This window comes from Pseudomonas sp. FFUP_PS_473, from assembly GCF_002858665.1.
GTDB classification, from domain to species: domain Bacteria; phylum Pseudomonadota; class Gammaproteobacteria; order Pseudomonadales; family Pseudomonadaceae; genus Aquipseudomonas; species Aquipseudomonas defluvii.
This window is the reverse complement of record NZ_PJQQ01000009.1, coordinates 36,672-61,128: the sequence shown is the minus strand read 5'-3', so window position 1 is coordinate 61,128 and position 24,457 is coordinate 36,672. Positions and strand designations below refer to the sequence as shown.

Genomic DNA, 24,457 nt, shown 5'->3' with positions numbered 1-24,457 from the left:
TCAGGCGCCCTACAGCATGCCTAATGAAACTATCGTGCCAAATAAAACCCCAAAAACACTCGATGCCTGGGTCAGGCTTCTAGACAGCGCTCGCCTTCCGGTACCCCGCGACAGCCATGCACGGGTTCGTGCGGCAATCAGCGACAACCGAAGCTCGTTACGTGACATTGCCGAGCTGATGCAGGGCAGCCCAGCGCTGGTGCTGAGCGTGATTCGCGAGGCTAATCAACACACTCATTCGAGCATGAGTGAACCGGCCGAGAGCCTGGAAATCGCCCTGAACAGATTGGGCCTCAAGCGCACCGAAGAACTGCTTGAGCGCTTGCCCACCCTGGATCAGGCGCAGATCCCGCAACCCCTGCGGCAGTTGCAGATGGTCAGCCAGCATGCCTGCACGCAAGCCAATGGCCTGTTCGCCAATCGACTGGCGCGACTGTGGCAGGAAATCCACTGGGGCAGCCTGCTGTTTCTGTCACCGCTCTGGCCTCTGGCAATCACTTACCCCAAGTTGCTTGAAGAATGGGAAGTGCGGGTTGTCCACAAGAGCGAGTCATCAACAGCCGTTGAGCACGAGTTGTTCGGTGTGCGCCTGCTCGCCATCTTCCAGGCCCTGGCCAATCATTGGCGCCTGCCAAACTGGGTCACTCAGGGCTATCACTTGCTGCAGGAGGAGCGCGAACTGCTGGCCAAGGTCACCCACATTGCGCGTGATGACGACCCGCTGCATCAACAACAGCAACTGGACGATGATCCCGGTTTGCGACGCTGGTTCAACCAGCCGGCCAACACGGTGCTACTGGCCAATGGTTTGGCGCTGTCGGCCCAGGTGGCCTGGACCAGCCCGCACAACGTTCGCTGGGAGTACCTGATCAGCCTGTACTTGCAAGAACCTATCGACGCGGTACAGCAGCAGATTCACCAACACGCCGCCAGCAGTGCCCGCAGCCACGCAGACGCCGACCTGTTCCACCCGGCGGAAGCATTGATCTGGCCGTGGGAGGCACGCCGTATCCCGCGCGGCCTGTTGCCAGCGGCGCCGCCGTCAACCGAGGCACTGGGTGCCTGGCGCAAGTACTGCGCCGAACTGCTGGCCGAACCCAGCCCCTTCACCAACGCCATGCACCTGACGACTCACGCCCGGGACGCGCTGCTCGCCTGCGGCATGCAGCGGGTGATGCTACTGATGACCGACAAGAACCTGACCCACCTGCGCGTTCATCAAATTGCCGGCCTGGCCAAAGAGGCTGCCAGCCTGAACCTGCAGATCGATCAGAGCAAAGTGCTGCAACGCCTGCTGGCTCAGTCAGCCCAACTGCGCCTGACCCCGGAAAACAACGCGCAGTTTTCTGCACTGTTGCCGGCCAGCCTGCGCAGCCTGTTCAAGGGCAGTCACCTGCTGTTGCGCTCGCTGTCGAGCCATGGCCGGGTCGTCATGCTGCTGGTGGCCGACCAAGGCGGCGCGCCCTTCTCGGAAATCAGCGTGCAAGCCTTCGGCAAGACCGCGCAATGCATCGAACGCGCCCTGAACAACTTCAGCAATCGCAGTGCCTGACCCATGCGCTACAATCGCCCCCTCTCTTTCGACGTGGAGACCCTGGATGACTGACTTTTCTGGCTTGCCCCTGGTGATCGAGCCCGCTGACCTGCAGGCTCGCCTTGAGGCCCCGGAGCTGATTCTGGTCGATCTGACCAGCGTCAACCGCTACGGCAGTGGACATATCCCGGGGGCGCGCTTCGTTGATCCCAAGCGCACGCAATTGGGTCAGCCTCCAGCGCCAGGCTTGCTGCCGGCCAAAGCTGACCTGGAAAAACTGTTCGGCGAGCTCGGGCATAACCCCAATGCCGTCTACGTCGTGTATGACGACGAAGGTGGCGGTTGGGCCGGGCGCTTCATCTGGCTGCTGGACGTAATCGGCCACACACGCTACCACTACCTGGATGGTGGCCTGCATGCCTGGCATGGCGCAGGCTTGGCCCTGTCCACCGATGTGCCGGCCAGCGCTGGCGGCCCGGTCAGCCTGCGCCTGAACGACGCACCGACAGCCACCCGCGAATACCTGCAAAGCCGCCTCGGCGCTGCCGACCTGGCGATCTGGGATGCGCGCAGCCAACTGGAATACAGCGGTGAAAAGGTTCTCGCCGCCAAGGGCGGACATATCCCCGGTGCGGTCAATTTCGAGTGGACCAAGGGTATGGACACCGACAATGCCCTGCGTATCCGCAAAGACATGCCACAGATCCTCGAGCAACTGGGCATCAGCAAAGACAAGGAAGTGGTTACCCACTGCCAGACACACCACCGCTCCGGCTTTACCTACCTGGTGGCCAAGGCCCTCGGCTACCCGCGGGTCAAGGCGTATGCCGGCTCGTGGGGCGAATGGGGCAACCATCCGGACACGCCTGTAGAAGTTTAAGGAAACCCAATGAAATCCCGCTTGTTCATCATCAGCCAGTACCTGCTGCCGCATCACCTGCTTTCGCGCCTGGCAGGCTGTATTGCCGAGTGCCGCGTGCGCTGGTTCAAGAATGCGTTCACCCAATGGTTCGCCAAACGCTACCAGGTCAACATGAGTGAAGCGCTGGTCGAAGACGTGACCGCCTACGAGCACTTCAACGCCTTCTTCACCCGCGCGCTGAAACCGGATGCACGCTCGCTGGACACAACTCCAGGGGCGATTCTCTGCCCAGCCGACGGTGCTGTGAGCCAGCTCGGCCCTATCGAGCACGGACGCATTTTCCAGGCCAAGGGCCACAGCTTCAGCGCCCTGGAGCTACTGGGCGGCGATCCAGCACTTGCTGCGCCGTTCATGGGCGGCCAGTTCGCCACCATCTACCTGTCGCCGAAGGACTACCACCGCGTGCACATGCCACTGGCCGGCACACTGCGCGAGATGGTCTACGTACCGGGTCGCCTGTTCTCGGTCAACCAGACTACCGCCGAAAACGTACCGGAGCTGTTTGCCCGTAACGAACGCGTGGTCTGCCTGTTCGACACCGAACGTGGCCCGATGGCCGTGGTGCTGGTGGGTGCAATGATCGTGGCATCGATCGAAACCGTTTGGGCGGGCCTGGTGACTCCGCCGAAGCGCGAGCTGAAAACCTTCCGCTACGACGACGCCGCACGTGCGCCGATCCACCTGGAGAAGGGTGCGGAGCTGGGACGTTTCAAACTGGGTTCGACCGCTATCGTGCTGTTCGGTCAGGATCAAGTGAAATGGGCCGAAGAGCTGACAGCAGGTTCTGCTGTACGGATGGGCCAAGGCCTGGCACTGCCTGCACAAGCCTGACGCTACAGACAGAAATGCGCCCCCAGGCCGGGGGCGCATGTCATGCGGGGCTAACCAGCAGCGTGATCAGCCACGACCGTGGCGGTCACGCATGCCCAGCAGGTACAACACACCATCCAGGCCCAATGTCGAAATCGCCTGTTTGGCCGACTGCTTGACCAACGGTTTGGCCCGGAACGCAACACCCAGCCCTGCAATGGCCAGCATTGGCAGGTCATTGGCACCATCGCCCACGGCAATGGTTTGCTCCATCTGCAAGCCTTCCTTGCGTGCCAGCTCGGTCAGCAGATCAGCCTTGCGCTGTGCATCGACAATCGGCTCTACCGCCACACCGGTGACCTTGCCATCGACGACTTCCAGCTCGTTGGCATAGACATAGTCAATACCCAGACGGGCCTGCAACTGCTTGGCGAAGTAGGTGAAGCCGCCGGACAGGATGGCGGTCTTGTAGCCCAGGCGCTTGAGCTCGGCAAACAGGGTCTCGGCACCCTCGGTCAAACGCAGCGACGCACCGATTTCATCCAGCACGCTGACATCCAGCCCTTTGAGCAACGCCAGGCGCTCCTTGAAGCTGGCCCGAAAATCCAGCTCGCCGCGCATCGCGCGCTCGGTGATCTCCGAGACCTGCTCACCCACACCCGCAGCCTTGGCCAACTCATCAATGACTTCGGCTTCGATCAGGGTGGAGTCCATGTCGAATACCGCCAGACGACGGTTACGGCGGAACAGCGAGTCCTGCTGGAAAGCGATGTCGACGTTCAGTTCCTGAGCCACGCTGAGAAATTCGGCGCGCAGGGCTTGGGGGTCGGCGGGTTCGCCACGTACCGAGAACTCGATGCAACCCTTGCTCTTTTCCACCGGCGTATCCAACGCAACGCGGCCGGACAGACGGTCGATGTGGTCGATATTCAGGCCGTATTGCGCGGTAATCGCGCTCACTCGCTGCACTTGCTCAGCGGTTACCTTGCGGGTCAGCAACGTAACGATATGCCGTGGCTTGCCCTGACCCTCTACCCAGGCCTGGTAATCGGCTTCGGAAACCGGCGTAAAACGCACCTGCTGATCCAGCTCGTAGCCAGCGAACAGGATGTCCTTGAGGACCGAAGAGGCATGCTCGCTTTCTGGAATTTCGACCAGAATGCCAAAGGACAGGGTGTCATGAATCACCGCCTGACCGATATCGAGGATGTTCACACCGCTCCTCGCCAGGACACCGGTGATGGCGGCGGTGAGACCCGGACGGTCCTCACCAGTGATGTTGATCAGGACGATTTCGCGCAAGACGGGCTCCGACTCGTTGAAAAAAAGCGCATTCTACCGACTTTCACTGACTATCGGGCACCGCCGATACTTTGCCGCCCTGTAGCTGCTCGCTATACTGCGCAGCAACTTAACCGACATAAAGAGCCGCGCTCTGTGAACCGGCCTACGCCTGTAAAAACCGACAACTTCTTCCTGCTGATCTTTCGTGCCCTGCGCCAGCGCCGAGTACCGTTGGCGCTGCGGATCGCCTGCCATAACGTCTTCCTGGTCGCCTTGGCACTGGTGATCTATGCCGTTGTGATGGGCCTGCAGTTCAAGGAAGCCATGCATGAACAGGCTGATGCCCTGGGCCAGAGCCTGACGACCCAGACGGCCACCTCGGCTACCGAACTGCTGGTGTCCAACGACATCCTCAGTCTCAACGTGCTGCTGGGCAACCTGGTGAAGAACCCGCTGGTGGCCCACGCGGCCATCTACAGCGTCGATAACCGGATTCTGGCCGAGGCTGGCCAGCGCCCGAAAAACGGCCTGCTGGGCGAAGCGGAAGGCCTCTACCAGACCAAAATCACCTTCCAGGACGTGACGGCAGGGCAACTGCGCATCAGCCTGGACATGAGCCAGTTCCAGCAACCGCTGACCATCAGCCTGCAAAGCATGGGCATTCTGGCCGGTATCCTGCTGGCACTGGCACTGGCCTTAAGCCTTCGTCTGGGGCGTTTCATCTCCACGCCGCTGCTGCAACTGCGCGTATGGCTGCGTGACCTGAATGAATTCACCCCGGCCACTGAGCGCCAGGACGAGATTGGCGACCTGGCGCGCCAACTGCATGCCCGCTTCGCCCCGCCGCCGCGTGAGGTAGAGCCAGAAGCAGAGGATGACGACTTGCTGGAAAGCGAGGCGGACGAACCGACATTTGAAGTGCGTAATCTGCGCGACCCAAGCTTTGACGAAACCCCGGCCATTGCACGCCCTACCGTCCGAGCTGTCGTGGACGAGGACGAGGACGACGAGGCGTTCGCCGACCTGCATGATGACACCGACGTCGCCCGCCCGGCCCCGCAAGCAGTTGCACGCCCACCGCAGGCCAGTGCAGTTCTGGCCATACAACTGGGCTCGCAGGAACAACTGCGTCGCCTACCACGCGCGCGCCTGACTGAACTGCTGGAACGCTACCGCGACTGCCTCGACCAGGCCGCCTCGCTGTATGAAGGCGAAGTGCAGACGCTCAATGACGGCAGCACCCTGATGCTGTTCCACCGCCAGGACAGCGGTGACGACTACCTGACCAACGCCATTTGCTGCGGCGAACTGCTGCGCGCACTCGGCCATGCACTGCAGATCGAGGTCGCGGACAGCGGCATCACCCTGCAACTGCAGCTGGGTCTGGTGTTGGGTGAAGGCCTGCATGGCCTGAGCCAGATCGACCTGCTGCTGACCGAAAAGGCCCAGGATGCCCTGGCCTTGTCCCAGCACAGCCGCAATTTGTTGCTGGTCGAACGCAAGATCAGCGACGACGCCCTGATTCGCCAGCGCGCCCGCATTCGCCCGATCGCCAGCCCTGAAGGGGCCTGCTGCGTCGAACGACTGATGGAACCTTATCCATCGATGCTGGAACGCCAACTGGCACGCATGCACGAAAGCCGCGTCAAGAACTAGCCCACCCACCGAGGCAGGCTTGCCTGCGATGACGTTAGCGCAGGCGCCAGTGATTACGCGGCGCCTGCATCGTTGGCAAGCCAACAGGGGGCCGCGCAGAACGCTACATTTCCCTGTGGGAGCAGGCTTGCCTGCGATGGCGTCAGCACGGGTACCCGTAAGTGCGCAGCGTCGACGGCCTGAACCCGCATCGCTGCGGGCTCGTTCTTCAGAAGCGGAACACTTCCATTTCGGTGCGGATTGGCGAAGCCAGCGGGATCTTCGACTTTTCAGGCCCCTCCTTGCGCACCTGCACAGGAGCAGCCTTGCGTGGTGTTTCTTCGACCACAGGCGGCTGATTGGCCAGCGGTTTGAGCGCAGCGCTCAACTGTTCAGACAATCGCTGCAGCAACACACCCTGAGCCTTGACCTGATCAGCAGAGCTACCCAGATGCCGTTCCTCAAGGTGGATGATACGGTTGTCACGAACCTTGCCACGACGGTCAATCAAACGCCACTGGGCATCCAGAATGGCAGGCTGATGCACGCCCGAATCCAGACGTGTGATCGACAGCAACACTTGCACGTCAGGACTGAAACCCGAGGTGGCCGGCGCCAGCACGACGCGATGGCTGTCCAGACGCCAGGCCAACTGACGTACCAGCAGTTGATCGATGTCAGCTGACAGGCTGCCTGCCCAACGACCATCGGTAGCAGCAGTCAGGCTGCCATCCGCCTGACGCTGCAGGAAGGTTTCACGTTGCAAGTAATCAGCAACCGACACCGGCCCCAGCACAACGGCCATGCCGCCCGCCTGTTTAGGCTGCTCAGGCTGACCATCGTCGAGCTGATACAGCGCAACCGGTTGATGCATGCTACAGCCAGCCAGGCCCAATACCCCTGCCAGCAGTAGAACAAATGGAAGGCGCAGAAAAGTCATCATCCCATCCAGGCGGTCGCCACTCGGCTCACCGCAGTGATACACATAAATTCACTCGGGCACCCAGCTACCTGGGCACCACAAGGCGCCTATCATCCGCGAATATGCGGCGCGACTCCAGCATTTGTGCCGTATACCCGACCAAAAAAGCCGGGTATGCGGCCCACGAGCACACTAGCCAAGGCTCTCGACCAGCAACGCGTCAACCCGCTGGAAACCACGTGGCAGCTTGCTACCGCGCCGCCCTCGCTCACCCTTGTAGTGCTCCAGGTCATCAGCCTTGAGAGACAGGGTACGCTTGCCGGCCTGCAATACAAGGGTTGAACCCTCAGGAACGACCGCCAAATCAGTGACGTACTCTTCGCGGCTAGCAACCCGCTCACCTGGAATACCAATGATTTTATTGCCCTTTCCTTTGCCTAACTGCGGCAAGTCGCTGACCTTGAACACCAGCAACCGACCTTCGGTCGTGACGGCTGCCAGCCAATCCTGCTCACGATCGGACAAGGCGCGCGGCGCAATGACCTTGGCACCATTGGGCAAGCTGAGCAGCGCCTTGCCCGCCTTGTTTTTGGCCTGCAGGTCTTCGCCCTTGGCCACAAAGCCATAGCCGGCATCGGAAGCGATCACATACAGCGCGTCATCGTCAGGCAGCAGCACGCACTCAAAAGTAGCCCCTGGCGGCGGTGTCAGTCGGCCGGTCAGCGGCTCTCCCTGCCCCCGCGCCGACGGCAGGGTATGAGCCGCCACCGAATAGCTGCGGCCTGTCGAGTCGATGAATACCGCGAATTGGTTGGAACGCCCCGCAGCGGCAGTCTTGAAACCATCGCCGGCCTTGTAGGAAAGCCCCGTTGCATCGATGTCGTGACCTTTGGCGCAACGCACCCAGCCCTTCTCCGAGAGCACCACGGTAACCGGCTCGGTCGGCATCAACTCGTTTTCCGAGAGGGCCTTGGCCTCGGCACGCTCGATGATCGGCGAGCGGCGATCATCGCCGTAAGTCTCGGCATCCTTGATCAGTTCCGTGCGCACCAGCTTGCGCAGCTTGGATTCGCTACCCAGCAAGGCGATCAGGCGAGCCTGCTCTTTGGCCAACTCGTCCTGCTCATTGCGAATTTTCATTTCTTCCAGCCGCGCCAGTTGGCGCAGGCGGGTTTCGAGAATGTACTCCGCCTGGGTTTCGGTCAGGCCGAAACGGGCGATCAGCGCAGCCTTCGGCTGATCCTCGGTGCGGATGATATGAATCACTTCATCCAGGTTGAGGAACGCCACCAGCAAACCTTCCAACAGGTGCAGGCGCCGCTCGACCTTGTCCAGGCGGAACTGCAGACGACGACGCACAGTACCAACCCGGAACTCCAGCCACTCGCTGAGCAGCGCCCGCAGATTCTTGAGCTGAGGGCGACCGTCAAGGCCGATGATGTTCATGTTGACCCGGTAGCTGGACTCCAGATCCGTGGTCGCAAACAGGTGCTGCATCAACTCGTCGAGGTCGACCCGGTTGGAGCGGGCGATGATCACGATCCGGCACGGGTTTTCATGGTCAGATTCGTCCCGCAGATCGGCCACCATCGGCAGCTTCTTGGCTTGCATCTGCGCGGCGATCTGCTCCAGCACCTTGGCGCCGGAGACCTGATGCGGCAACGAGGTAACGACGATATCGCCATCCTCGATGCGGTAGACCGCGCGCATGCGCACCGAACCCCGACCGGTTTCGTAGATTTTCAGCAGGTCGGCCCGTGGCGTAATGATTTCCGCCTCGGTCGGATAGTCTGGGCCCTGGATATGCTCACACAGCTGTTCGACGGTCGCTTTCGGCTCATCGAGCAGCCGCACACAGGCACTGGCCACTTCGCGCAGGTTGTGGGGCGGCACGTCAGTCGCCATGCCCACTGCGATACCGGTGGTACCGTTGAGCAGAATGTTCGGCAGACGTGCTGGCAGCACGGCAGGTTCGTCGAGGGTACCGTCAAAGTTCGGCACCCAGTCGGCGGTACCCTGGCCCAGCTCACTGAGCAGTACTTCGGAGTAACGCGACAGGCGTGCCTCGGTGTAACGCATGGCGGCAAAGGACTTCGGATCATCCGGTGCGCCCCAGTTACCCTGGCCATCGACCAGTGTGTAGCGGTAACTGAACGGCTGAGCCATCAACACCATGGCTTCATAACAGGCCGAATCACCATGGGGGTGGAATTTGCCGAGTACATCACCAACGGTACGTGCTGATTTCTTGTGCTTGGCGTCAGCATCCAGCCCCAGCTCGCTCATGGCATAGACGATACGTCGCTGCACCGGTTTCAGGCCATCGCCGATATGTGGCAGCGCACGGTCCATGATCACGTACATGGAGTAGTTGAGGTAGGCCTGTTCGGTGAAGTCAGCCAGTGACCGGCGCTCTACGCCATCGAGGCTGAGATCAAGGGAGTCGCTCATGCGGGCCTCATCATTTCAAGGTCTGGCGCAGCAGCAAGGTGCCGCTGCGCTGGGTAAATTCAAGTCGTTTCAGGGCACTCATGCCCAACAGCACCTGCTCGCCGCCTAGCCCCGGCACCACCAGGGCACGCACATCGAGCAAGCGAATATCGCCCAACTGCAGTTCGTCCAGCCGCGTGCGGTAACCCTCTGTACGGCCATTGGCAGTGCTCAGGGTGACCGGAGCGCCGCGCTCAAGACCGAGCCGGGTTGCCAGACGCTCGGGGATAGCCACATCGGTCGCCCCGGTATCCAGCATAAAATGCACCGCCTGACCATTGATCTGGCCATCGGCGACGAAGTGACCCTGGCCATTACCGACCAGTTGCACCTCGATGTAATCCTCGCCCCGCACCGAACTGACGACCTTGTTCGGGTTTTCCTGACGCTGCTCCCACTGCCCGAAAAAGCGTGTCGCCAGAAACAGACCGGCGGCCCACGCCAGAATCAGGAACACCCGACCGGCACGCTTGCCCGGGGCCTGGCTCATGGTTTGGCGCTCCAGCCGTCCTTGGGCGCAGCAAAGCGCCAGACGATCGGGCGACTTTCGCCATCGGCACGGCTGCCACCATTGTTATCCAGGCCTACCCAGGCACCTTCAGCGTCAATCACCAACGCTTCAGCCAGGCCGAAGGGCTGTGAATAGCGACGCGGCTCCGTCAAGGCTTCAGCAGCAAACGACCAGCAGCGCTCGACCACGGCCGTGGCGGGGTCTCGGCGGCAGATTCGAAACGCATTGCGTTCCAGGGTGAACAGCTTGTCATTGAACAACGCCAGGTCGGCAAAATCACGCTCCCAGGCTTTCGCGTTGGGCATCTGCGACGGCTGAAGTTCAGCCCCCCCTTCACTGAGCAATACACAACCGCCATTGCAGTCCCAGGTCGTCTGCTGTCGCTTGATCAACAGCAAACCGCGCCTTTCACGCTCGGCAGCCAGCCAGATACGGTCACCGGACGGGTTGACGGCAAGCCCCTCAAACAAGGCATTGAAGTGCAGCAGCATGCCACTGCCACGAGCCTGACGAATAACGCCGGGGTCAATTTTCAACCAGTTTGGCGCACCATCAACCGGCACCTGAAGTACGGCCGCATGGGCCTCGCTGACCAGGTACTTGTTGCCAGCGGCGTCACAGCTCACGGCTTCGAAATCAATCGAGCCACCCCGCACCCAGGACGCAGCCCAGTTACGCATGCGCACCCCCCAAGGCAATGCGCTGGTCGGCGCAGGGGGCAACACCATTGTGCTAGCGATGGCCTGCCAGACGGGCGCCGAGGTGTCCAGGCGGTACAGCAGGTCATCATCACGATCCGAGACCGCCCACAGGTCCTTGCCACACAAGGCCAGCCCCGAAAGGTTGCCGCCACGCATGCCGTCGACAGGATGCTCGGCCTGGAGTGTCAGTTCCGGCCAGGGCGCAGCCAGCGTCGGCAAGGCGAAAAGCAGCAGCACGCTCGCCAGCAGCGAACGAATCAAGCCATGACCTCGGCCAGATTCCCTTTGGTTTCCAGCCAGTTCTTGCGGTCGCCCGCACGCTTCTTGGCCAGCAGCATGTCCATGATCTCGCTGGTTTGCGCGAAATCATCCAGGGTCAGTTGAACCAGGCGCCGGGTGTTTGGGTCCATCGTGGTTTCGCGCAGTTGTGGCGGGTTCATCTCACCCAGACCTTTGAAGCGCGTCACCTGAGGCTTGCCACGCTTCTTCTCGGCGACCAGGCGATCGAGAATGCCATCGCGCTCCGCCTCGTCGAGGGCGTAGTAGATCTCCTTGCCCAGGTCGATCCGGTACAACGGCGGCATGGCGACGTAGACATGGCCCGCCTCGACCAGCGGGCGGAAGTGCTGAACGAACAACGCGCACAGCAAAGTGGCGATATGCAGGCCGTCGGAGTCGGCGTCGGCCAGGATGCAGATCTTGCCGTAACGCAGTTGGCTCATGTCACTGGCACCTGGATCGACACCGATGGCGACTGCAATGTTGTGCACTTCCTGGCTGGCCAGGACTTCACCACCATCGACCTCCCAGGTATTGAGGATCTTCCCGCGCAACGGCAGGATCGCCTGGAACTCCTTGTCCCGTGCCTGCTTGGCCGAGCCGCCTGCCGAATCACCCTCGACCAGGAACAGTTCAGCGCGCATCGGGTCCTGCCCGGCGCAGTCAGCAAGCTTGCCGGGCAGGGCCGGCCCTTGAGTGACACGCTTGCGCTCAACCTTCTTGCTCGCCTTGAGGCGACGCCCGGCGTTACTGATCGCCAGTTCGGCCAGTTGCATGCCCAGCTCTGGGTGGGCGTTGAGCCACAGGCTGAAGGCATCCTTGACCACGCCGGAGACAAACGCAGCCGCCTCGCGTGAGGACAGGCGTTCCTTGGTCTGCCCGGAGAACTGCGGTTCCTGCATTTTCATCGAGAGCACAAAGGTAATGCGCTCCCAGACATCTTCAGGCGCCAGCTTGACCCCACGCGGCAGCAGGTTGCGGAACTCGCAGAACTCCCGCATGGCGTCGAGCAGCCCCTGACGCAGGCCGTTGACGTGGGTACCGCCCTGGGCGGTCGGGATCAGGTTGACGTAGCTTTCCTGAACGCTGTCGCCGCCTTCGGGCAGCCACAGCAAGGCCCAGTCCACGGCTTCCTTGTTACCGGCCAGGCTGCCGCAGAACGGTTCGTCCGGCAGACGCAGGTAGTCGCTGACCGAGTCGACCAGGTAGGAACGCAGGCCGTCTTCGTAGTGCCACTCGACTTTCTCACCACTGGCCTTGTCCTCGAAGCTGACCAGCAACCCCGGGCACAACACCGCCTTGGCCTTGAGCACATGCTTGAGGCGGCTGATGGAGAACTTCGGCGAGTCGAAGTACTTTGGATCGGGCGCGAAGTAGACGCTGGTACCCGTGTTGCGCTTGCCGACCGTACCGACCACTTCCAGCTCGCTGGCCTTGTAGCCGTCGGCGAAGGTCATCTGGTACTCGTTGCCATCACGCTTGACCTTGACCCGAACCTGACTGGACAAGGCGTTGACCACCGAAATACCGACCCCATGCAAACCGCCGGAGAACTGGTAGTTCTTATTGGAAAACTTACCGCCCGCGTGCAGTTTGGTCAGGATCAGCTCGACCCCGCTGACCCCTTCTTCAGGGTGGATGTCCACCGGCATGCCACGACCGTCATCCGAGACTTCCAGAGAATGGTCGGCGTGCAGGATTACCTGAACCGACTTGGCGTGCCCGGCCAAGGCCTCGTCGACACTGTTGTCGATGACTTCCTGAGCAAGGTGGTTCGGCCGGCTGGTATCGGTGTACATGCCCGGGCGCTTGCGCACAGGGTCAAGGCCGGAGAGGACTTCGATGGCGTCTGCGTTATAGGCGCTAGCGCTGGGATTGGCCATGGGTTCTCGTCGTCATTCGTAGGTAAAAATAAGCAATCAAAATACAGAAAAATCGAGCGTTTGATACTGTTTCGGCGCAATTCCTGCAAAGTTCAGCAAGGCCGGCAAACGTTCGGCGAAGCCCTGGAAGCTATGGTCGCCCCCTGCCTGGATCCGCAAGGCGCATGCCCGGTAGAAGGCTTCGGCACGGCGATAATCAAGGGTTTCATCAGCGGTCTGCAACCAGACCTGGAAGCGCTCGGCATCGCGTGGCGGGGCCACTTCCAGTTCGGCCAATGCGTGCACATGATCGACCGTCAGTTCCCATGTTTCACCGGTGTAGAGGTTCTGCTGGCTACCCAGGTAGCCGTCGAACAACTGGTGCGGATTGACTGCCGGGTTGATCAACAGAGCCTTCAGACCGTGGCGCTCGGCCAGGCTGGTCGCATAGTAGCCGCCGAGTGAGCTGCCGACCAGTAATGGCGCACCGAGTTCGGCGATGGCTGCTTCCAGTTGCGCGATTGCCTCACGGGGATGGTGGTGCAGCGCCGGAACCCGAAGCTGTTCCTCCAAGCCCAGCTGCTGCATGACCGCCACCAACTGAGTGGCCTTTTTCGATGACGGCGCGCTATTGAACCCGTGGATATAAAGAATCGAACCCGACATACCACCCCCGCGCATCGACATGGCCCACACTGCGGGCGCAAAAGCATGCAGTTTAGCGTGTCCGGCGGGCGTTGGATCAGCTTTGGAGACTTCGCAACACTTTGTACTCAGTAACCCGTGCTACCGTAGTCCACCGTGAAGGCAAAATCGCTGACACGGGACACGCCGGTATCGATCTGACCGTTGCCGTGGAGTCGCAACCAGCGGTACCCCGGCGCCTGTGCACCTACGGTGAAGTCTTCGCTGCCTGGCTCGAACTGAATACAGGTGGACGGTGAGGCGAGCAGACGAATGTCACCACGCTGTTCATCCCACTCCTGATGGACATGCCCCCAGAGTACTGCCCTGACCTGTGGATAACGCTCAAGTACGGCGAACAGGGCATCGCCATTACGCAGGCCGATCGGCGCCAACCAGGCGCAGTCAATCGAGACCGGATGATGATGCAGGCAGACCAGATGATGGCGCTCGGGCGCCGTGGCCAGCGCCTGCTCAAGCAATTGCAGTTGATCATCGGCCAGCAGGCCTGGCACGGCACCCGACACCGCCGAATTGAGCAGAATGACCCGCCAGGCGCCGATATCCATGACCGGTTCAAGCGCATCCGAGCCTTGCGCGGCCTGCGCCATGGGCAAGGGCTCGTCATGATTGCCCGCCAACCAGCGTACCGGTGCAGAAATTTGCTCGCTCATCTGGCGAAACCGCTCGTAGGACGCCTGCGTACCGTCCTGGGACAGATCGCCCGTTGCCAACACCAGATCGATACGTGGCTGCTCGTTCAGCACCTGCCCGATGACCCGCTGCAGGCTGTCACCGGTGTTCATGCCAAGCAGCGTGCTGCCTTCATCGGCAAACAGATGGCTGTCGGAAAGCTGGACCAGTAGCACTGAGGCATCACTGGTGGAAGTCGATTGAGGTTGCAAGGCTCGCTCCTGGGGCGGATTCGGCACGATTATGGTGGCGAGGAAACGTCGGAGCAAACCCGTTACACGACCGGCTTCACATTTTTAACGCACCGCCGCCAACTCGTGCCCACAGGCCAGGCAGTGGCTCAGCCACTCGCCGAGGAACAGGTTGAGCTGAGCCTTTTCATCCGGCTGATGCATCTGCGTGTTCGGATAAGGGTAGATGCTGCGAAAGCGTCGGGCATGCTCAGCGCTGACCACTTCGGCCATGCGCGCATCATGATAGACCTGCACCTCCAACTGCGGCACCGGCAACCAGGGCAGGCTGTGTTCCTGACGTACGCGGAGCGTGGTGGTGTAAGGACAGGCAAGGACAACATCGAGCACCAGAACGCCAAGCATCTGGTCGCCCTGGGTCATACCGATACGGCGCGAGCTTTGGGTGTTGCGCATGTCCGGCAACAGCCGCATCAGGCGCGCATAGTTGGCCTCGCAGGCAGCCTGCAAGCCCACCAGATCGACCCGATAGCGCTCACGCAACAGATTCACGACCATAGCCCCCTGACTTCATCGCGGTTCAACGCCAACCATTGCAAGGCAATGATGCTTGCCGCGTTGATGATTTGCCCATCGCGCACGGCCTGAAGGGCATCCTCGAATGCCCAGACCTTCACGCGAATATCTTCGCCCTCAGCCTCCAAACCGTGCAAGCCACCCGCCCCCACGCTGCTGCAACGGCCAAGGTACAAATGAACGTACTCATCACTGCCGCCCGGCGATGGAAAATACCGCGTCATGGGCCACAGGGCAGTGAACTTCAGGCCAGCTTCCTCCTCGGCTTCGCGGTGTGCAACTTCTTCCGGTTGTTCGTCCTTATCGATCAGACCAGCAACCAGTTCTATCAGCCAAGGGTTCTCAACCTTGCCTATGGCACCGACGCGAAACTGCTCGATCAGCACTACTTCATCACGCTGCGGGTCGTACGGCAGCACACACACGGCATCGTGACGCACAAACAGCTCACGGCTTATCTCCCGCCCCATGCCGCCTGCGAACAGCTCATGACGCAGGCGCACCTTATCGAGCCGGTAAAAGCCCTTGTAGCAGTTGTCCCGTTGAACGATCTCAACGGCGCTGGGCACAGCACTAGCCTTGTCTGTCATGGAAATCCTCATTGCTTCGGTGTACCGCTTGGCGCCATCCTAACGCGCACTCGGCCAGCTTTCACCTCTTTAAAGATACCGGCGAGGCTGCGAGGATAGGCAGCCCGCTGGTCTATTCAGCTTAGTGGCGAACCGAAGGCGCCGCCGACGGTCAAAGCCCGATTACCTTAGCCTTACAGGGACCATCATGACGCTTGCGAAACTGACTTCCGTGGCCGTACTGGCACTGGCGCTGGGCGCTTGCCAAAGCGTGTTCCAGCCCAACATGCGTACGCCACTGGAGGTCAAACGCGAGGCCTGGGAACACATCAAGCCAGGCTGCAACAACACCGACTGCCCGCTGGTAAACATCGACACGATTCACTTCCCGGCACAGCCAAAGCTGGATGCACTCGTCGAGCGGCGCCTGTTGCAAATGACCCAGGACAACAACCGCACAGCACTGCCTGCCTCGCTCAAAGCCTACGAAGAACAGTTTTTGCGTGACGCAGAAAGCCGCAACAGCAGCTACCTGCAAGCCAAGGTACGTGAACAGCATGACGGACTGGTGATCATTGAACTGTCCAGCTACCTGGACACCGGCGGTGCCCACGGTATGCCCGGGCGCGGCTTCATCAACTACTCGCGCCAACAGGACAAGGTACTGACGTTGCAGGACATGCTCCTGCCTGGTCAGGAGGAAGCCTTCTGGCAGCAAGCGCAACTGGCTCACAAGAGCTGGCTGGCGAGCGTCAAGATGGATCAGGACCCGGAGTTCGTGCAAACCTGGCCCTTCCGCAAGACCCCACACATTGCCCTGACGTACGGCGCGCTGGTGCTCAAATATGAGGTCTACACCATCGCGCCCTACTCCATGGGCCACACTGAGCTGAAGATCCCTTACCCGCGCCTGAACGGCATCCTCAAGCCGGAGCTTTTTCCTGGCCGCGGCTGAATACGCCCGCTGAGAGCCCGTACAACAACCCTGCCGAAAGCAATGCGGGCAGGGTTGCGCCGACTTCAGGGTAGTAATTCGCCAGCAGGTGGTAGATCAGCACACCGCCGCACCAGGCCAGCAATGCCCCCCAGTGCAGTGCCCGTATGCTGACGTCCGCACGGCGGCGGCGCCAGATGAAGTGATCCACCAGCACGACGCCAAACAGCGGGGCAAACACCGAGCCAATCAGCAACAAGAAGTTCTGGTACTGCGCCAGTGGCGCAAAACACGCGATCAGTGTGCACACCAGGCCGATGACCAACGCCAGATGCTCGACTTTCAAGGGCAGCAGCAGGCCTGTCGAAACAGCGGCCGAGTGAATATCGGCAAACGCGTTTTCCGACTCGTCGAGCAAAATCAATAACAAGGGAATGCCCAGGCCAGCACCGGCCAGGGCCAACAGCAGTGCATTGGTTTCACCGCTTGGGGCAAATGCCAGGGTGTACGCTACGCCCAGGCTCATCAGCCAGAAGTTACCGATAAAAAAGCCGAGCGCCGTGCCACCGAACACCCGCGAAGCACGCTGACCGAAACGCGAGTAGTCGGCAATCAACGGCAGCCAGGACAACGGCATCGCAATCGCGATATCAAAGCCCAGTGCAAATGACAGCGAACCATCTCCCGTACGTTGCCAGAGGCTGGCCAGATCTGCCTTGGCGAACAGGTTCCAGGTCAGCCACAGGCAGGCACCCAGCAGCAACCAGATGCCCCACTTGCGCAGGATCCGCCGTACGAAGGTCAACGGGCCACTGACGGCCAGCAAGGTCGCCAGGCCACCAAAGAACAGCGTCCAAAGCAACGGACCGGCCCAGAGACTCCCGTCACCGAACGCCCGCGCCCCTAACAAGCTGGCGGCATCGCGCATGACAATGATCTCGAACGCGCCCCAACCGATCAGTTGCAGCAGGTTCAACAGTGCCGGCAAGGCCGCCCCCTGCCGCCCCAGGCTCAACCGCAAAGCGGCCATGGCCGAAAGGCCGGTATCACTGCCGATGACGCCGACCGCCGCCAGCAACAACACGCCCACGGCCGTGCCGAGGATAATCGCCAGTAACGCACCCGCAAGCCCCAGCCCCGGACCAAGCAAGGCGCCGGTCTGCAGCACCATCAGGCCAATGCCAAGGGAAAACCACAGGGAAAACAGGTCACGTGCACCGAAGGTACGCTGATGACTGGGAACAGGATGGTCGGGGGAGTAGTGGCTGGATGTGCTCACGGCGATGGTCTCGACAGGGAGAGAGTCAGGTAGTCGTTTGAATCCCATTGCGGCCAAGCCAACCCCCACAGGCACCGGCATGTGCAGTGCCTGTAGGGGTTGGCCTGGTTGCGAGGCGGTGCGCATGGCGCGCCGCCCCAGGGTGTCCTTAGACCTTTTTGTACAACTGGCTGCCTTCCTGGCGGAACCGCTCGGCCTGCTCACGCATGCCTTCCTCGACCGATACATCCAGAGCTTCGATGCGTTGGTTGGCGGCGTACTCGCGCACTTCCTGAGTGATCTTCATCGAGCAGAACTTCGGCCCGCACATGGAGCAGAAGTGCGCGACCTTGGCCGAATCCTTCGGCAGGGTTTCGTCATGGAAGCTGCGTGCAGTGTCCGGGTCCAGGCCAAGGTTGAACTGGTCTTCCCAACGAAACTCGAAGCGCGCCTTGGACAAGGCATTGTCACGGATTTGCGCCCCCGGATGGCCCTTGGCAAGGTCGGCAGCATGCGCGGCGATCTTGTAGGTAATGATGCCGGTCTTGACGTCATCCTTGTTCGGCAGGCCCAAGTGTTCTTTGGGCGTCACATAGCAGAGCATGGCGCAGCCAAACCAGCCGATCATCGCCGCACCGATACCGGAGGTGATGTGGTCATAGCCAGGAGCGATGTCCGTGGTCAGTGGGCCGAGGGTATAGAACGGCGCCTCGTCGCAGCACTCCAGCTGCTTGTCCATGTTCTCTTTGATCAACTGCATCGGCACGTGGCCAGGGCCTTCGATCATGCACTGAACGTCATGCTTCCAGGCGATCTTGGTCAGCTCGCCAAGGGTTTCCAGCTCACCGAACTGCGCTTCATCGTTGGCGTCGGCAATCGAACCCGGACGCAGGCCGTCACCCAGCGAGAAGCTGACGTCGTAGGCCTTCATGATTTCGCAAATTTCGTCGAAATGGGTGTATAGGAAGTTTTCCTTGTGGTGCGCCAGGCACCACTTGGCCATGATCGAGCCACCACGGCTGACGATACCGGTCACACGCTTGGCGGTCAGTGGCACGTAACGCAGCAGCACACCGGCGTGGATGGTGAAATAGTCCACACCCTGCTCGGCCTGCTCGATCAAGGTGTCACGGAACAGTTCCCAGGTCAGGTTCTCGGCGACACCATTGACCTTCTCCAATGCCTGGTAGATCGGCACGGTACCGATCGGAACCGGCGAGTTGCGGATGATCCACTCGCGGGTTTCATGAATGTGCTTGCCGGTGGACAGGTCCATGACAGTGTCCGAACCCCAGCGAATACCCCAGGTCAGCTTGGCCACTTCTTCTTCAATGGACGAGCCCAGGGCACTGTTGCCAATGTTGCCGTTGATCTTCACCAGGAAGTTACGCCCGATGATCATCGGTTCCAGTTCAACGTGGTTGATGTTGGCCGGAATGATCGCACGGCCACGGGCAATTTCCTCGCGGACGAACTCCGGGGTGATCTCTTTCGGAATACTGGCACCGAAGCTGTGACCGGCGTGCTGCTGCTTGAGCAGGCCTGCGGCACGGGCTTCTTGCAGCTTCATGTTTTCGCGAAGGGCAACGTACTCCATCTCGGCCGTGATGATGCCCTTGCGCGCATAGTGCATCTGGCTGACGTTGGCACCGGCCTTGGCCCGACGCGGGTTTTTGACGTGGGCAAAACGCAGTGCGGTCAGCTCCGGGTCACTCAGGCGTTGCTGGCCGAAATGCGAGCTGAGGCCGTCGAGGCGCTCGGTGTCGCCACGGGCTTCGATCCAGGCCGAGCGCACGTCGCCCAGGCCTTTACGCACATCGATCACCACGTTCGGGTCGGTGTAAGGGCCCGAAGTATCGTAGACCAGCACCGGAGCGTTAGGCTCGCCACCGAAGTCGGTCGGCGTGTCGTCCAGGCTGATTTCACGCATCGGCACACGAATGTCAGGGCGCGAGCCTTCGACATAAATTTTTCGCGAACGGGTAAAAGGTTGCACGGACTGCTGATCGACCTGAGCCGATTCACTCAGGTTGGCGTATTTTTCTTGTTTACTCATCACAGGCTCTCCAGACGGCATCCAGCGGTGGAATGTCGGAGTGAACCTGAAAGGCACGGACGCACCTGGACTGGTGCTGTGCCATAGTCGGCGATGCCTGGCAGCCTGAAGCTGACTCGACATTCCCGGACCCTGGCACAAGAGGGCTCGCGGGAAGGCGAGCAATCTTGTTCCCTACGCAGGCGCTAACCTGATCAGGTTCAACGGGATCCGGAATTATCCGATCTCAGCCTCAACACAAGGCACCCCGACAAGAACCGGGTCAGTCTAGACTGGAGTGACGCGTAAAGCCACCACTGTAAAACTGCGTACGATCAATGGCGGATATGGCAGATTGTTGCAACATGCCAGCGCAACTACACTGCACTACGCTCTGAACTAAGCGACTATCTAACTCGTTCAAGGATTGCCCTATGCTGCGCAAACTTTCACTGGCCCTTGCCGTGTCTTGTGCTACCAACGGAATGGCCTGGGCAGCAGAAGCGCCCTTGTCCGCAAAGACCGACCTGGTCAGCGTCTATCAAGAAGCAGTCAACAATAACGCCGATCTGGCAGCGGCCCAGGCCAACTACGGTGCTCGCCGCGAGGTCGTACCCCAGGCGCGTGCCGGGCTACTGCCAAACCTCTCGGCCGGGGCCGAGATGCAGAGCACCCGCACCCAGTTCGATGAACCCTCGACCACCGCCAACCGCAGTGGCAACTCGTGGCAAGCGACCCTGTCGCAGCCGATTTTCCGTGCCGATCGCTGGTTCCAGTTACAAGCGGCACAGGCCGTCAATGAACAAGCGGCACTGGAGCTTTCGGCTACCGAACAGAATCTGATTCTGCAGAGTGCAGACAGCTATTTCAGCGTGCTGCGTGCCCAGGACAATCTGGCGGCGACCAAGGCCGAGGAAGCCGCGTTCAAGCGCCAGCTGGACCAATCCAACGAACGCTTTGACGTGGGTCTGTCGGACAAGACCGACGTACTGCAGTCCCAGGCCAGCTATGACACGGCGCGGGCCAACCGGATCCTTGCCCAACGTCAGGTCGAAGACGCCTTCCAGGCACTGATCACCCTGACCAACCGTGAGTACAACGCGATCCAGGGCATCGTCCATACCCTGCCCGTGCAGGTGCCGGTTCCGAACGACGCCACCGCCTGGGTCGACACCGCCGCACGGCAGAACCTGACCTTGCAGGCGACCAACTATGCCGTCAGCGCCGCGGAGGAAACCCTGCGTCAACGCAAGGCCGGGCATGCCCCGACGCTCGATGCAGTGGCCAACTATCAGAAAGGCGACAACGACAACCTGGGGTTCAGCAACCCAACGCCGGGTGTTCGATACGGAGGCGATGTCGAACAACGCAGCATTGGCCTGCAGTTGAACATTCCGATCTACAGTGGCGGGCTGACCAGCTCGCAGGTGCGTGAGGCCTACCAGCGCCTGAACCAGACTGAACAGCAACGCGAGAGCCTGCGCCGCCAAGTGGTGGAAAACACCCGCAACCTGCACCGTGCAGTGAACACCGATGTGGAGCAGGTGCAAGCGCGCAAGCAGTCGATCATCTCCAACCAGAGCGCACTGGAAGCGACCGAGATCGGCTACCAGGTCGGGACACGCAACATCGTCGACGTACTCGATGCCCAACGTCAGCTGTACACCTCGGTGCGGGACTACAACAACACCCGCTACGACTACATCCTCGACAACCTGCGCCTCAAGCAAGCCGCTGGCACACTGAGCCCGCAGGACCTGCAAGACCTGACGCGCTACCTGAAAGCCGACTATAACCCGGACAAGGACTTCCTGCCGCCAGACCTGGCCAAGGCCGCACAAGCGAACTTCGAGCGCCGCCCCTGACCGCATCACCGGCAAGCCGCACACGGGACCGCAATGGACCGTGCTGGCGTGCCGGTGACATCCTCAGAACAACCGCGCCAACCCGTCCAGCAAGCGCTGCAATGCCCCCTGGTTGGCGCGCATCACTGACAACCCGGCATCACCCATGCGCCGAGCGTCGATTGGCAATTCAATCAAGCGGCGCACCTGTGCAGCCAGGCCTTGCGCGTCGTCCACTTCCTGCAAAGCCCCCGCTTCACGCAACATCGCTGCGATTTCCAGAAAGTTGAACAGGTGCGGCCCACTGAGCACCGGCTTGGACAAGGCCGCCGGTTCCAGGACGTTATGCCCACCATTGGCGACCAGGCTACCGCCGACGAAGGCAATGTCTGCCAACGCATACAGGAACAGCAACTCGCCCATGGTGTCACCGAGCAGTACCTGGGTTTGCTCAGTGACCGCTTCGCCACTGGAGCGGCGCTGTGTCACACACTGCTGCTGACAGAGTTCGAACACAGCGTTGAATCGCTCAGGGTGACGCGGCACGAGAATCAGCAAGGCGTCGGCGTGGTGTTCCAGCAGTTGCCGGTGCGCCTGCAGAATGATCGCGTCTTCGCCCTCATGGGTACTCGCCGCGATCCATACTGGGCGCCGATCCGCTTGCCACTGGGCACGTAACTGACCGGCACGGACCAACAGCTGAGGATCGATGCTCAGGTCGAACTTGATCGACCCGGTAACCTCAACACATTCGGGACGGGCGCCCAACTGACGGAAACGCTCGGCCTCGGCCTCGGTCTGAACTGCAATCAGGCTCATCTGCGCCAACATCGGCTGGGTCAGCCTGGCAAATCGCCCGTAGCCACGCGCAGAGCGCTCAGACAACCGGGCATTGGCCAAAGCCACCGGTATACCTCGTTTGGCGCACTGGTTGATGTGGTTGGGCCAGAGCTCGGTTTCCATGATCACCGCCAGGCGCGGCTGTACGTGATCCAGAAAACGTGCCGCCGCCCAGGGCAGATCGTACGGCAGGTAGCAGTGCTGAACGCGCGGCTCATCGGCAAACATAGCCCTGACCCGCTCGGAGCCGGTCGGGGTCATGCACGTGATGGTGATGGGCAGCTGTGGATAACGTTTGAGCAAGGCCCGCACCATCGGCGCTGCAGCAATACTTTCGCCCACCGACACGGCATGCACCCAGATGCCGCCGGTCTGCATCGGTGCAAGGCCCTTGGCAAAGCGCTCGCCGATACGTTTCGCATAGGCTGGCGCCTTGCGCGAGCGCAGGTACAGGCGCAGCGCGACCAGCGGCAGGCCCAGGTGAAACAACAGGGTATAAAGGGTTCTGTTCATGGCGCCGCAGTGTACTAGCCAATGGCGCGCAAGTGCAGTGCGAAGCGTTCAGCCAACCACTGTGCGGCCGGCCCCAGGGGCTCATCCCGCCGCCATGCCAGTTCCACCACCAATGCTGGCGGCGTCCATTCGCTGGCCAACTCGACCATCTGCGTCTGGTAAGTCGGGTACTGCACCACATGCCGGGGCAACCAGGCCCATCCCAGACCTCGCATCAGCAGCTCGGCGATGGCGTAGAAACTGTCTGCACGCCAGATCTGCGGGCTGATCGGCTCACCACCGGGGTAGCCGCTCTCCTGAGGGGTAATCAACAACTGACGGTGCTGCGCCAATTGCTGCCGACTGACCCACGGCAGTTGCGCCAACGGGTGATGGATCGCACACACCGTGACCATCTCGACGCTGCCCAACGCCCGACGTTCCAGCGCGGCAGGCATATGGTCATGATGGAACAGCAACCCGAGGTCTGCCCGACGCTCAACCAACTTGCGCGCCACATCCCCCTGTGCCCCGCTGGCCAACTGCACTTCAAGCAGCGGAAAACGCTGGGCCAGTTCATCCAGGCTGTCAATCACCGGCTGATAAGGCATGGCCTCATCCTGGGCCACACGCAATTGCGCCTCCTGCCCGCGCATCAGCGCCAGGGCCCGGCCATCCAGGCGCTCGCATTGGCGCAACAGTTCGCGGGCGTCCTCCAGCAACGCCGCGCCTGCTTCGGTCAGGCGCGGTTGGCGGCCGCTACTGCGCTCGAACAGGACGACCCCCAGGTCCTCTTCCAACAAGGCAATGCCACTGCTGATCGCCGACTGCGCCTTGCGCTGCTCACGGGCAACAGCGGAAAACGAGCGCAACTCCGCCACCCGCACGAACAGCCGCACCTGCTCCAGACTCCACTGCTCGCTCATCGCAACCTATCTCCAATCCAGATAGCTAATGACTTTACCGCATTCGGCCATCCTCTAGAATGCCCACCAACTACAGAGGACACCCACCATGAACGCCTACACCTACCTCGCTATTGCCATCTTCGCGGAAGTCATTGCCACCGCCTCCATGAAAGCTGTCAAAGGCCTGAGCACACCACTGCCCCTACTGCTGATGGTCTGTGGGTATGCCGTGGCGTTCTGGATGCTGACCCTGGTCGTGCGCAGCATTCCGGTGGGCATCGCGTATGCGATCTGGTCAGGGCTGGGTATCGTCCTGATCAGCATCGCCGCATTGCTCCTCTATGGCCAAAAGCTCGATACCCCCGCCATCCTGGGCATGGCGATGATTGTCGGCGGCGTGGTGGTGATTCAGGTGTTCTCAAAAAACGCCGGGCATTGATGCCAGGCAGGGTGCAAACCGCCACAGGCTGTATACTGCGCTCC

Annotated in this window: 21 protein-coding genes and 1 riboswitch; of the genes, 7 read left to right on the top strand and 14 right to left on the bottom strand. The window is 61.1% G+C overall.

Annotated features, from left to right (window positions below; translation table 11 throughout):
- Positions 1-16: 16 nt before the first annotated feature.
- The 3 genes from CYD26_RS08295 to asd are packed head-to-tail and all read left to right on the top strand — an operon-like array spanning position 17 to position 3,287.
- The gene (locus tag CYD26_RS08295) at positions 17-1,552 is read left to right on the top strand and encodes an HDOD domain-containing protein (RefSeq protein WP_099773406.1); all 1,536 of its coding nucleotides are present in this window, start codon (positions 17-19) and stop codon (positions 1,550-1,552) included.
- Positions 1,553-1,598: 46 nt separating this feature from the next.
- Entirely contained in the window at positions 1,599-2,414 is an 816-nt protein-coding gene (locus tag CYD26_RS25310; protein ID WP_065758743.1) for a rhodanese-like domain-containing protein, read from the top strand.
- 9 nt (positions 2,415-2,423) lie between these two features.
- The gene (gene asd / locus CYD26_RS25305; RefSeq protein ID WP_065758742.1) at positions 2,424-3,287 is read left to right on the top strand and encodes an archaetidylserine decarboxylase; all 864 of its coding nucleotides are present in this window, start codon (positions 2,424-2,426) and stop codon (positions 3,285-3,287) included.
- Positions 3,288-3,353: 66 nt separating this feature from the next.
- Here the strand turns inward: asd and serB are convergent, their stop codons facing one another.
- Entirely contained in the window at positions 3,354-4,568 is a 1,215-nt protein-coding gene (gene serB / locus CYD26_RS08280) for a phosphoserine phosphatase SerB (protein ID WP_065758741.1), read from the bottom strand.
- A gap of 135 nt (positions 4,569-4,703) precedes the next feature.
- On the opposite strand from serB, the gene CYD26_RS08275 reads away from it, so the two are divergent.
- Positions 4,704-6,206 carry a HAMP domain-containing protein gene (locus tag CYD26_RS08275; protein WP_065758740.1) on the top strand — a complete coding sequence of 501 codons (1,503 nt, stop codon included), beginning with the start codon at positions 4,704-4,706 and terminating at the stop codon, positions 6,204-6,206.
- Positions 6,207-6,414: 208 nt separating this feature from the next.
- Here the strand turns inward: CYD26_RS08275 and CYD26_RS08270 are convergent, their stop codons facing one another.
- The 9 genes from CYD26_RS08270 to CYD26_RS08230 form a co-directional block, all read right to left on the bottom strand.
- Complete coding sequence (locus CYD26_RS08270; RefSeq protein WP_065758739.1) at positions 6,415-7,125, bottom strand: membrane integrity-associated transporter subunit PqiC; 711 nt, start codon at positions 7,123-7,125, stop codon at positions 6,415-6,417.
- Positions 7,126-7,299: 174 nt separating this feature from the next.
- Positions 7,300-9,558, bottom strand: a complete 2,259-nt coding sequence (parC, locus tag CYD26_RS08265; RefSeq protein WP_102052355.1) for a DNA topoisomerase IV subunit A — start codon at positions 9,556-9,558, stop codon at positions 7,300-7,302.
- Positions 9,559-9,568: 10 nt separating this feature from the next.
- Positions 9,569-10,087, bottom strand: coding sequence for a TIGR02281 family clan AA aspartic protease (locus CYD26_RS08260; RefSeq protein ID WP_065758737.1), 519 nt, complete (start codon positions 10,085-10,087; stop codon positions 9,569-9,571).
- The gene (locus CYD26_RS08255; protein ID WP_178081697.1) at positions 10,084-11,070 is read right to left on the bottom strand and encodes an esterase-like activity of phytase family protein; all 987 of its coding nucleotides are present in this window, start codon (positions 11,068-11,070) and stop codon (positions 10,084-10,086) included. Before CYD26_RS08255 ends, CYD26_RS08260 begins: the two co-directional genes overlap by 4 nt.
- Positions 11,067-12,971: a DNA topoisomerase IV subunit B gene (gene parE / locus CYD26_RS08250; protein WP_065758735.1), complete on the bottom strand. Its 1,905-nt coding sequence runs from the start codon at positions 12,969-12,971 to the stop codon at positions 11,067-11,069. Before parE ends, CYD26_RS08255 begins: the two co-directional genes overlap by 4 nt.
- 36 nt (positions 12,972-13,007) lie before the next feature.
- Positions 13,008-13,616 (bottom strand): YqiA/YcfP family alpha/beta fold hydrolase, encoded by a 609-nt coding sequence (locus CYD26_RS08245; protein WP_102052383.1) that lies wholly within the window; start codon positions 13,614-13,616, stop codon positions 13,008-13,010.
- Positions 13,617-13,723: 107 nt separating this feature from the next.
- Positions 13,724-14,539, bottom strand: coding sequence for a 3',5'-cyclic-AMP phosphodiesterase (gene cpdA, locus CYD26_RS08240; protein WP_102052354.1), 816 nt, complete (start codon positions 14,537-14,539; stop codon positions 13,724-13,726).
- A gap of 84 nt (positions 14,540-14,623) precedes the next feature.
- Complete coding sequence (locus CYD26_RS08235) at positions 14,624-15,076, bottom strand: DUF1249 domain-containing protein (RefSeq protein WP_065758732.1); 453 nt, start codon at positions 15,074-15,076, stop codon at positions 14,624-14,626.
- Positions 15,067-15,684 (bottom strand): NUDIX domain-containing protein, encoded by a 618-nt coding sequence (locus tag CYD26_RS08230; protein ID WP_065758731.1) that lies wholly within the window; start codon positions 15,682-15,684, stop codon positions 15,067-15,069. The genes CYD26_RS08235 and CYD26_RS08230 overlap by 10 nt, the downstream gene beginning before the upstream one ends.
- A 187-nt stretch (positions 15,685-15,871) precedes the next feature.
- On the opposite strand from CYD26_RS08230, the gene CYD26_RS08225 reads away from it, so the two are divergent.
- Positions 15,872-16,618, top strand: a complete 747-nt coding sequence (locus CYD26_RS08225) for an RsiV family protein (RefSeq protein WP_065758730.1) — start codon at positions 15,872-15,874, stop codon at positions 16,616-16,618.
- Here the strand turns inward: CYD26_RS08225 and cytX are convergent.
- Together cytX and thiC are read right to left on the bottom strand one after the other, a co-directional pair.
- Positions 16,587-17,924, bottom strand: a complete 1,338-nt coding sequence (gene cytX / locus CYD26_RS08220; RefSeq protein ID WP_371917203.1) for a putative hydroxymethylpyrimidine transporter CytX — start codon at positions 17,922-17,924, stop codon at positions 16,587-16,589. The genes CYD26_RS08225 and cytX overlap by 32 nt on opposite strands.
- A 100-nt stretch (positions 17,925-18,024) precedes the next feature.
- A complete protein-coding gene (gene thiC, locus CYD26_RS08215) occupies positions 18,025-19,911 on the bottom strand; it encodes a phosphomethylpyrimidine synthase ThiC (RefSeq protein ID WP_102052353.1) in 1,887 nt (628 codons plus the stop codon).
- A 154-nt stretch (positions 19,912-20,065) separates the two neighbouring features.
- A riboswitch (TPP riboswitch) is annotated at positions 20,066-20,171 on the bottom strand.
- Positions 20,172-20,324: 153 nt separating this feature from the next.
- Here thiC and CYD26_RS08210 point away from each other — a divergent pair.
- Positions 20,325-21,755 (top strand): TolC family outer membrane protein, encoded by a 1,431-nt coding sequence (locus CYD26_RS08210; RefSeq protein WP_102052352.1) that lies wholly within the window; start codon positions 20,325-20,327, stop codon positions 21,753-21,755.
- Between the two features lie 63 nt (positions 21,756-21,818).
- Here the strand turns inward: CYD26_RS08210 and waaA are convergent, their stop codons facing one another.
- Positions 21,819-23,087 (bottom strand): lipid IV(A) 3-deoxy-D-manno-octulosonic acid transferase, encoded by a 1,269-nt coding sequence (gene waaA / locus CYD26_RS08205; RefSeq protein ID WP_065758727.1) that lies wholly within the window; start codon positions 23,085-23,087, stop codon positions 21,819-21,821.
- 14 nt (positions 23,088-23,101) lie between these two features.
- Complete coding sequence (locus CYD26_RS08200; protein ID WP_065758726.1) at positions 23,102-23,992, bottom strand: LysR family transcriptional regulator; 891 nt, start codon at positions 23,990-23,992, stop codon at positions 23,102-23,104.
- 88 nt (positions 23,993-24,080) lie between these two features.
- Between CYD26_RS08200 and CYD26_RS08195 the strand changes: the two genes are divergently transcribed.
- Complete coding sequence (locus CYD26_RS08195; RefSeq protein ID WP_102052351.1) at positions 24,081-24,413, top strand: multidrug efflux SMR transporter; 333 nt, start codon at positions 24,081-24,083, stop codon at positions 24,411-24,413.
- Positions 24,414-24,457: the final 44 nt, after the last annotated feature.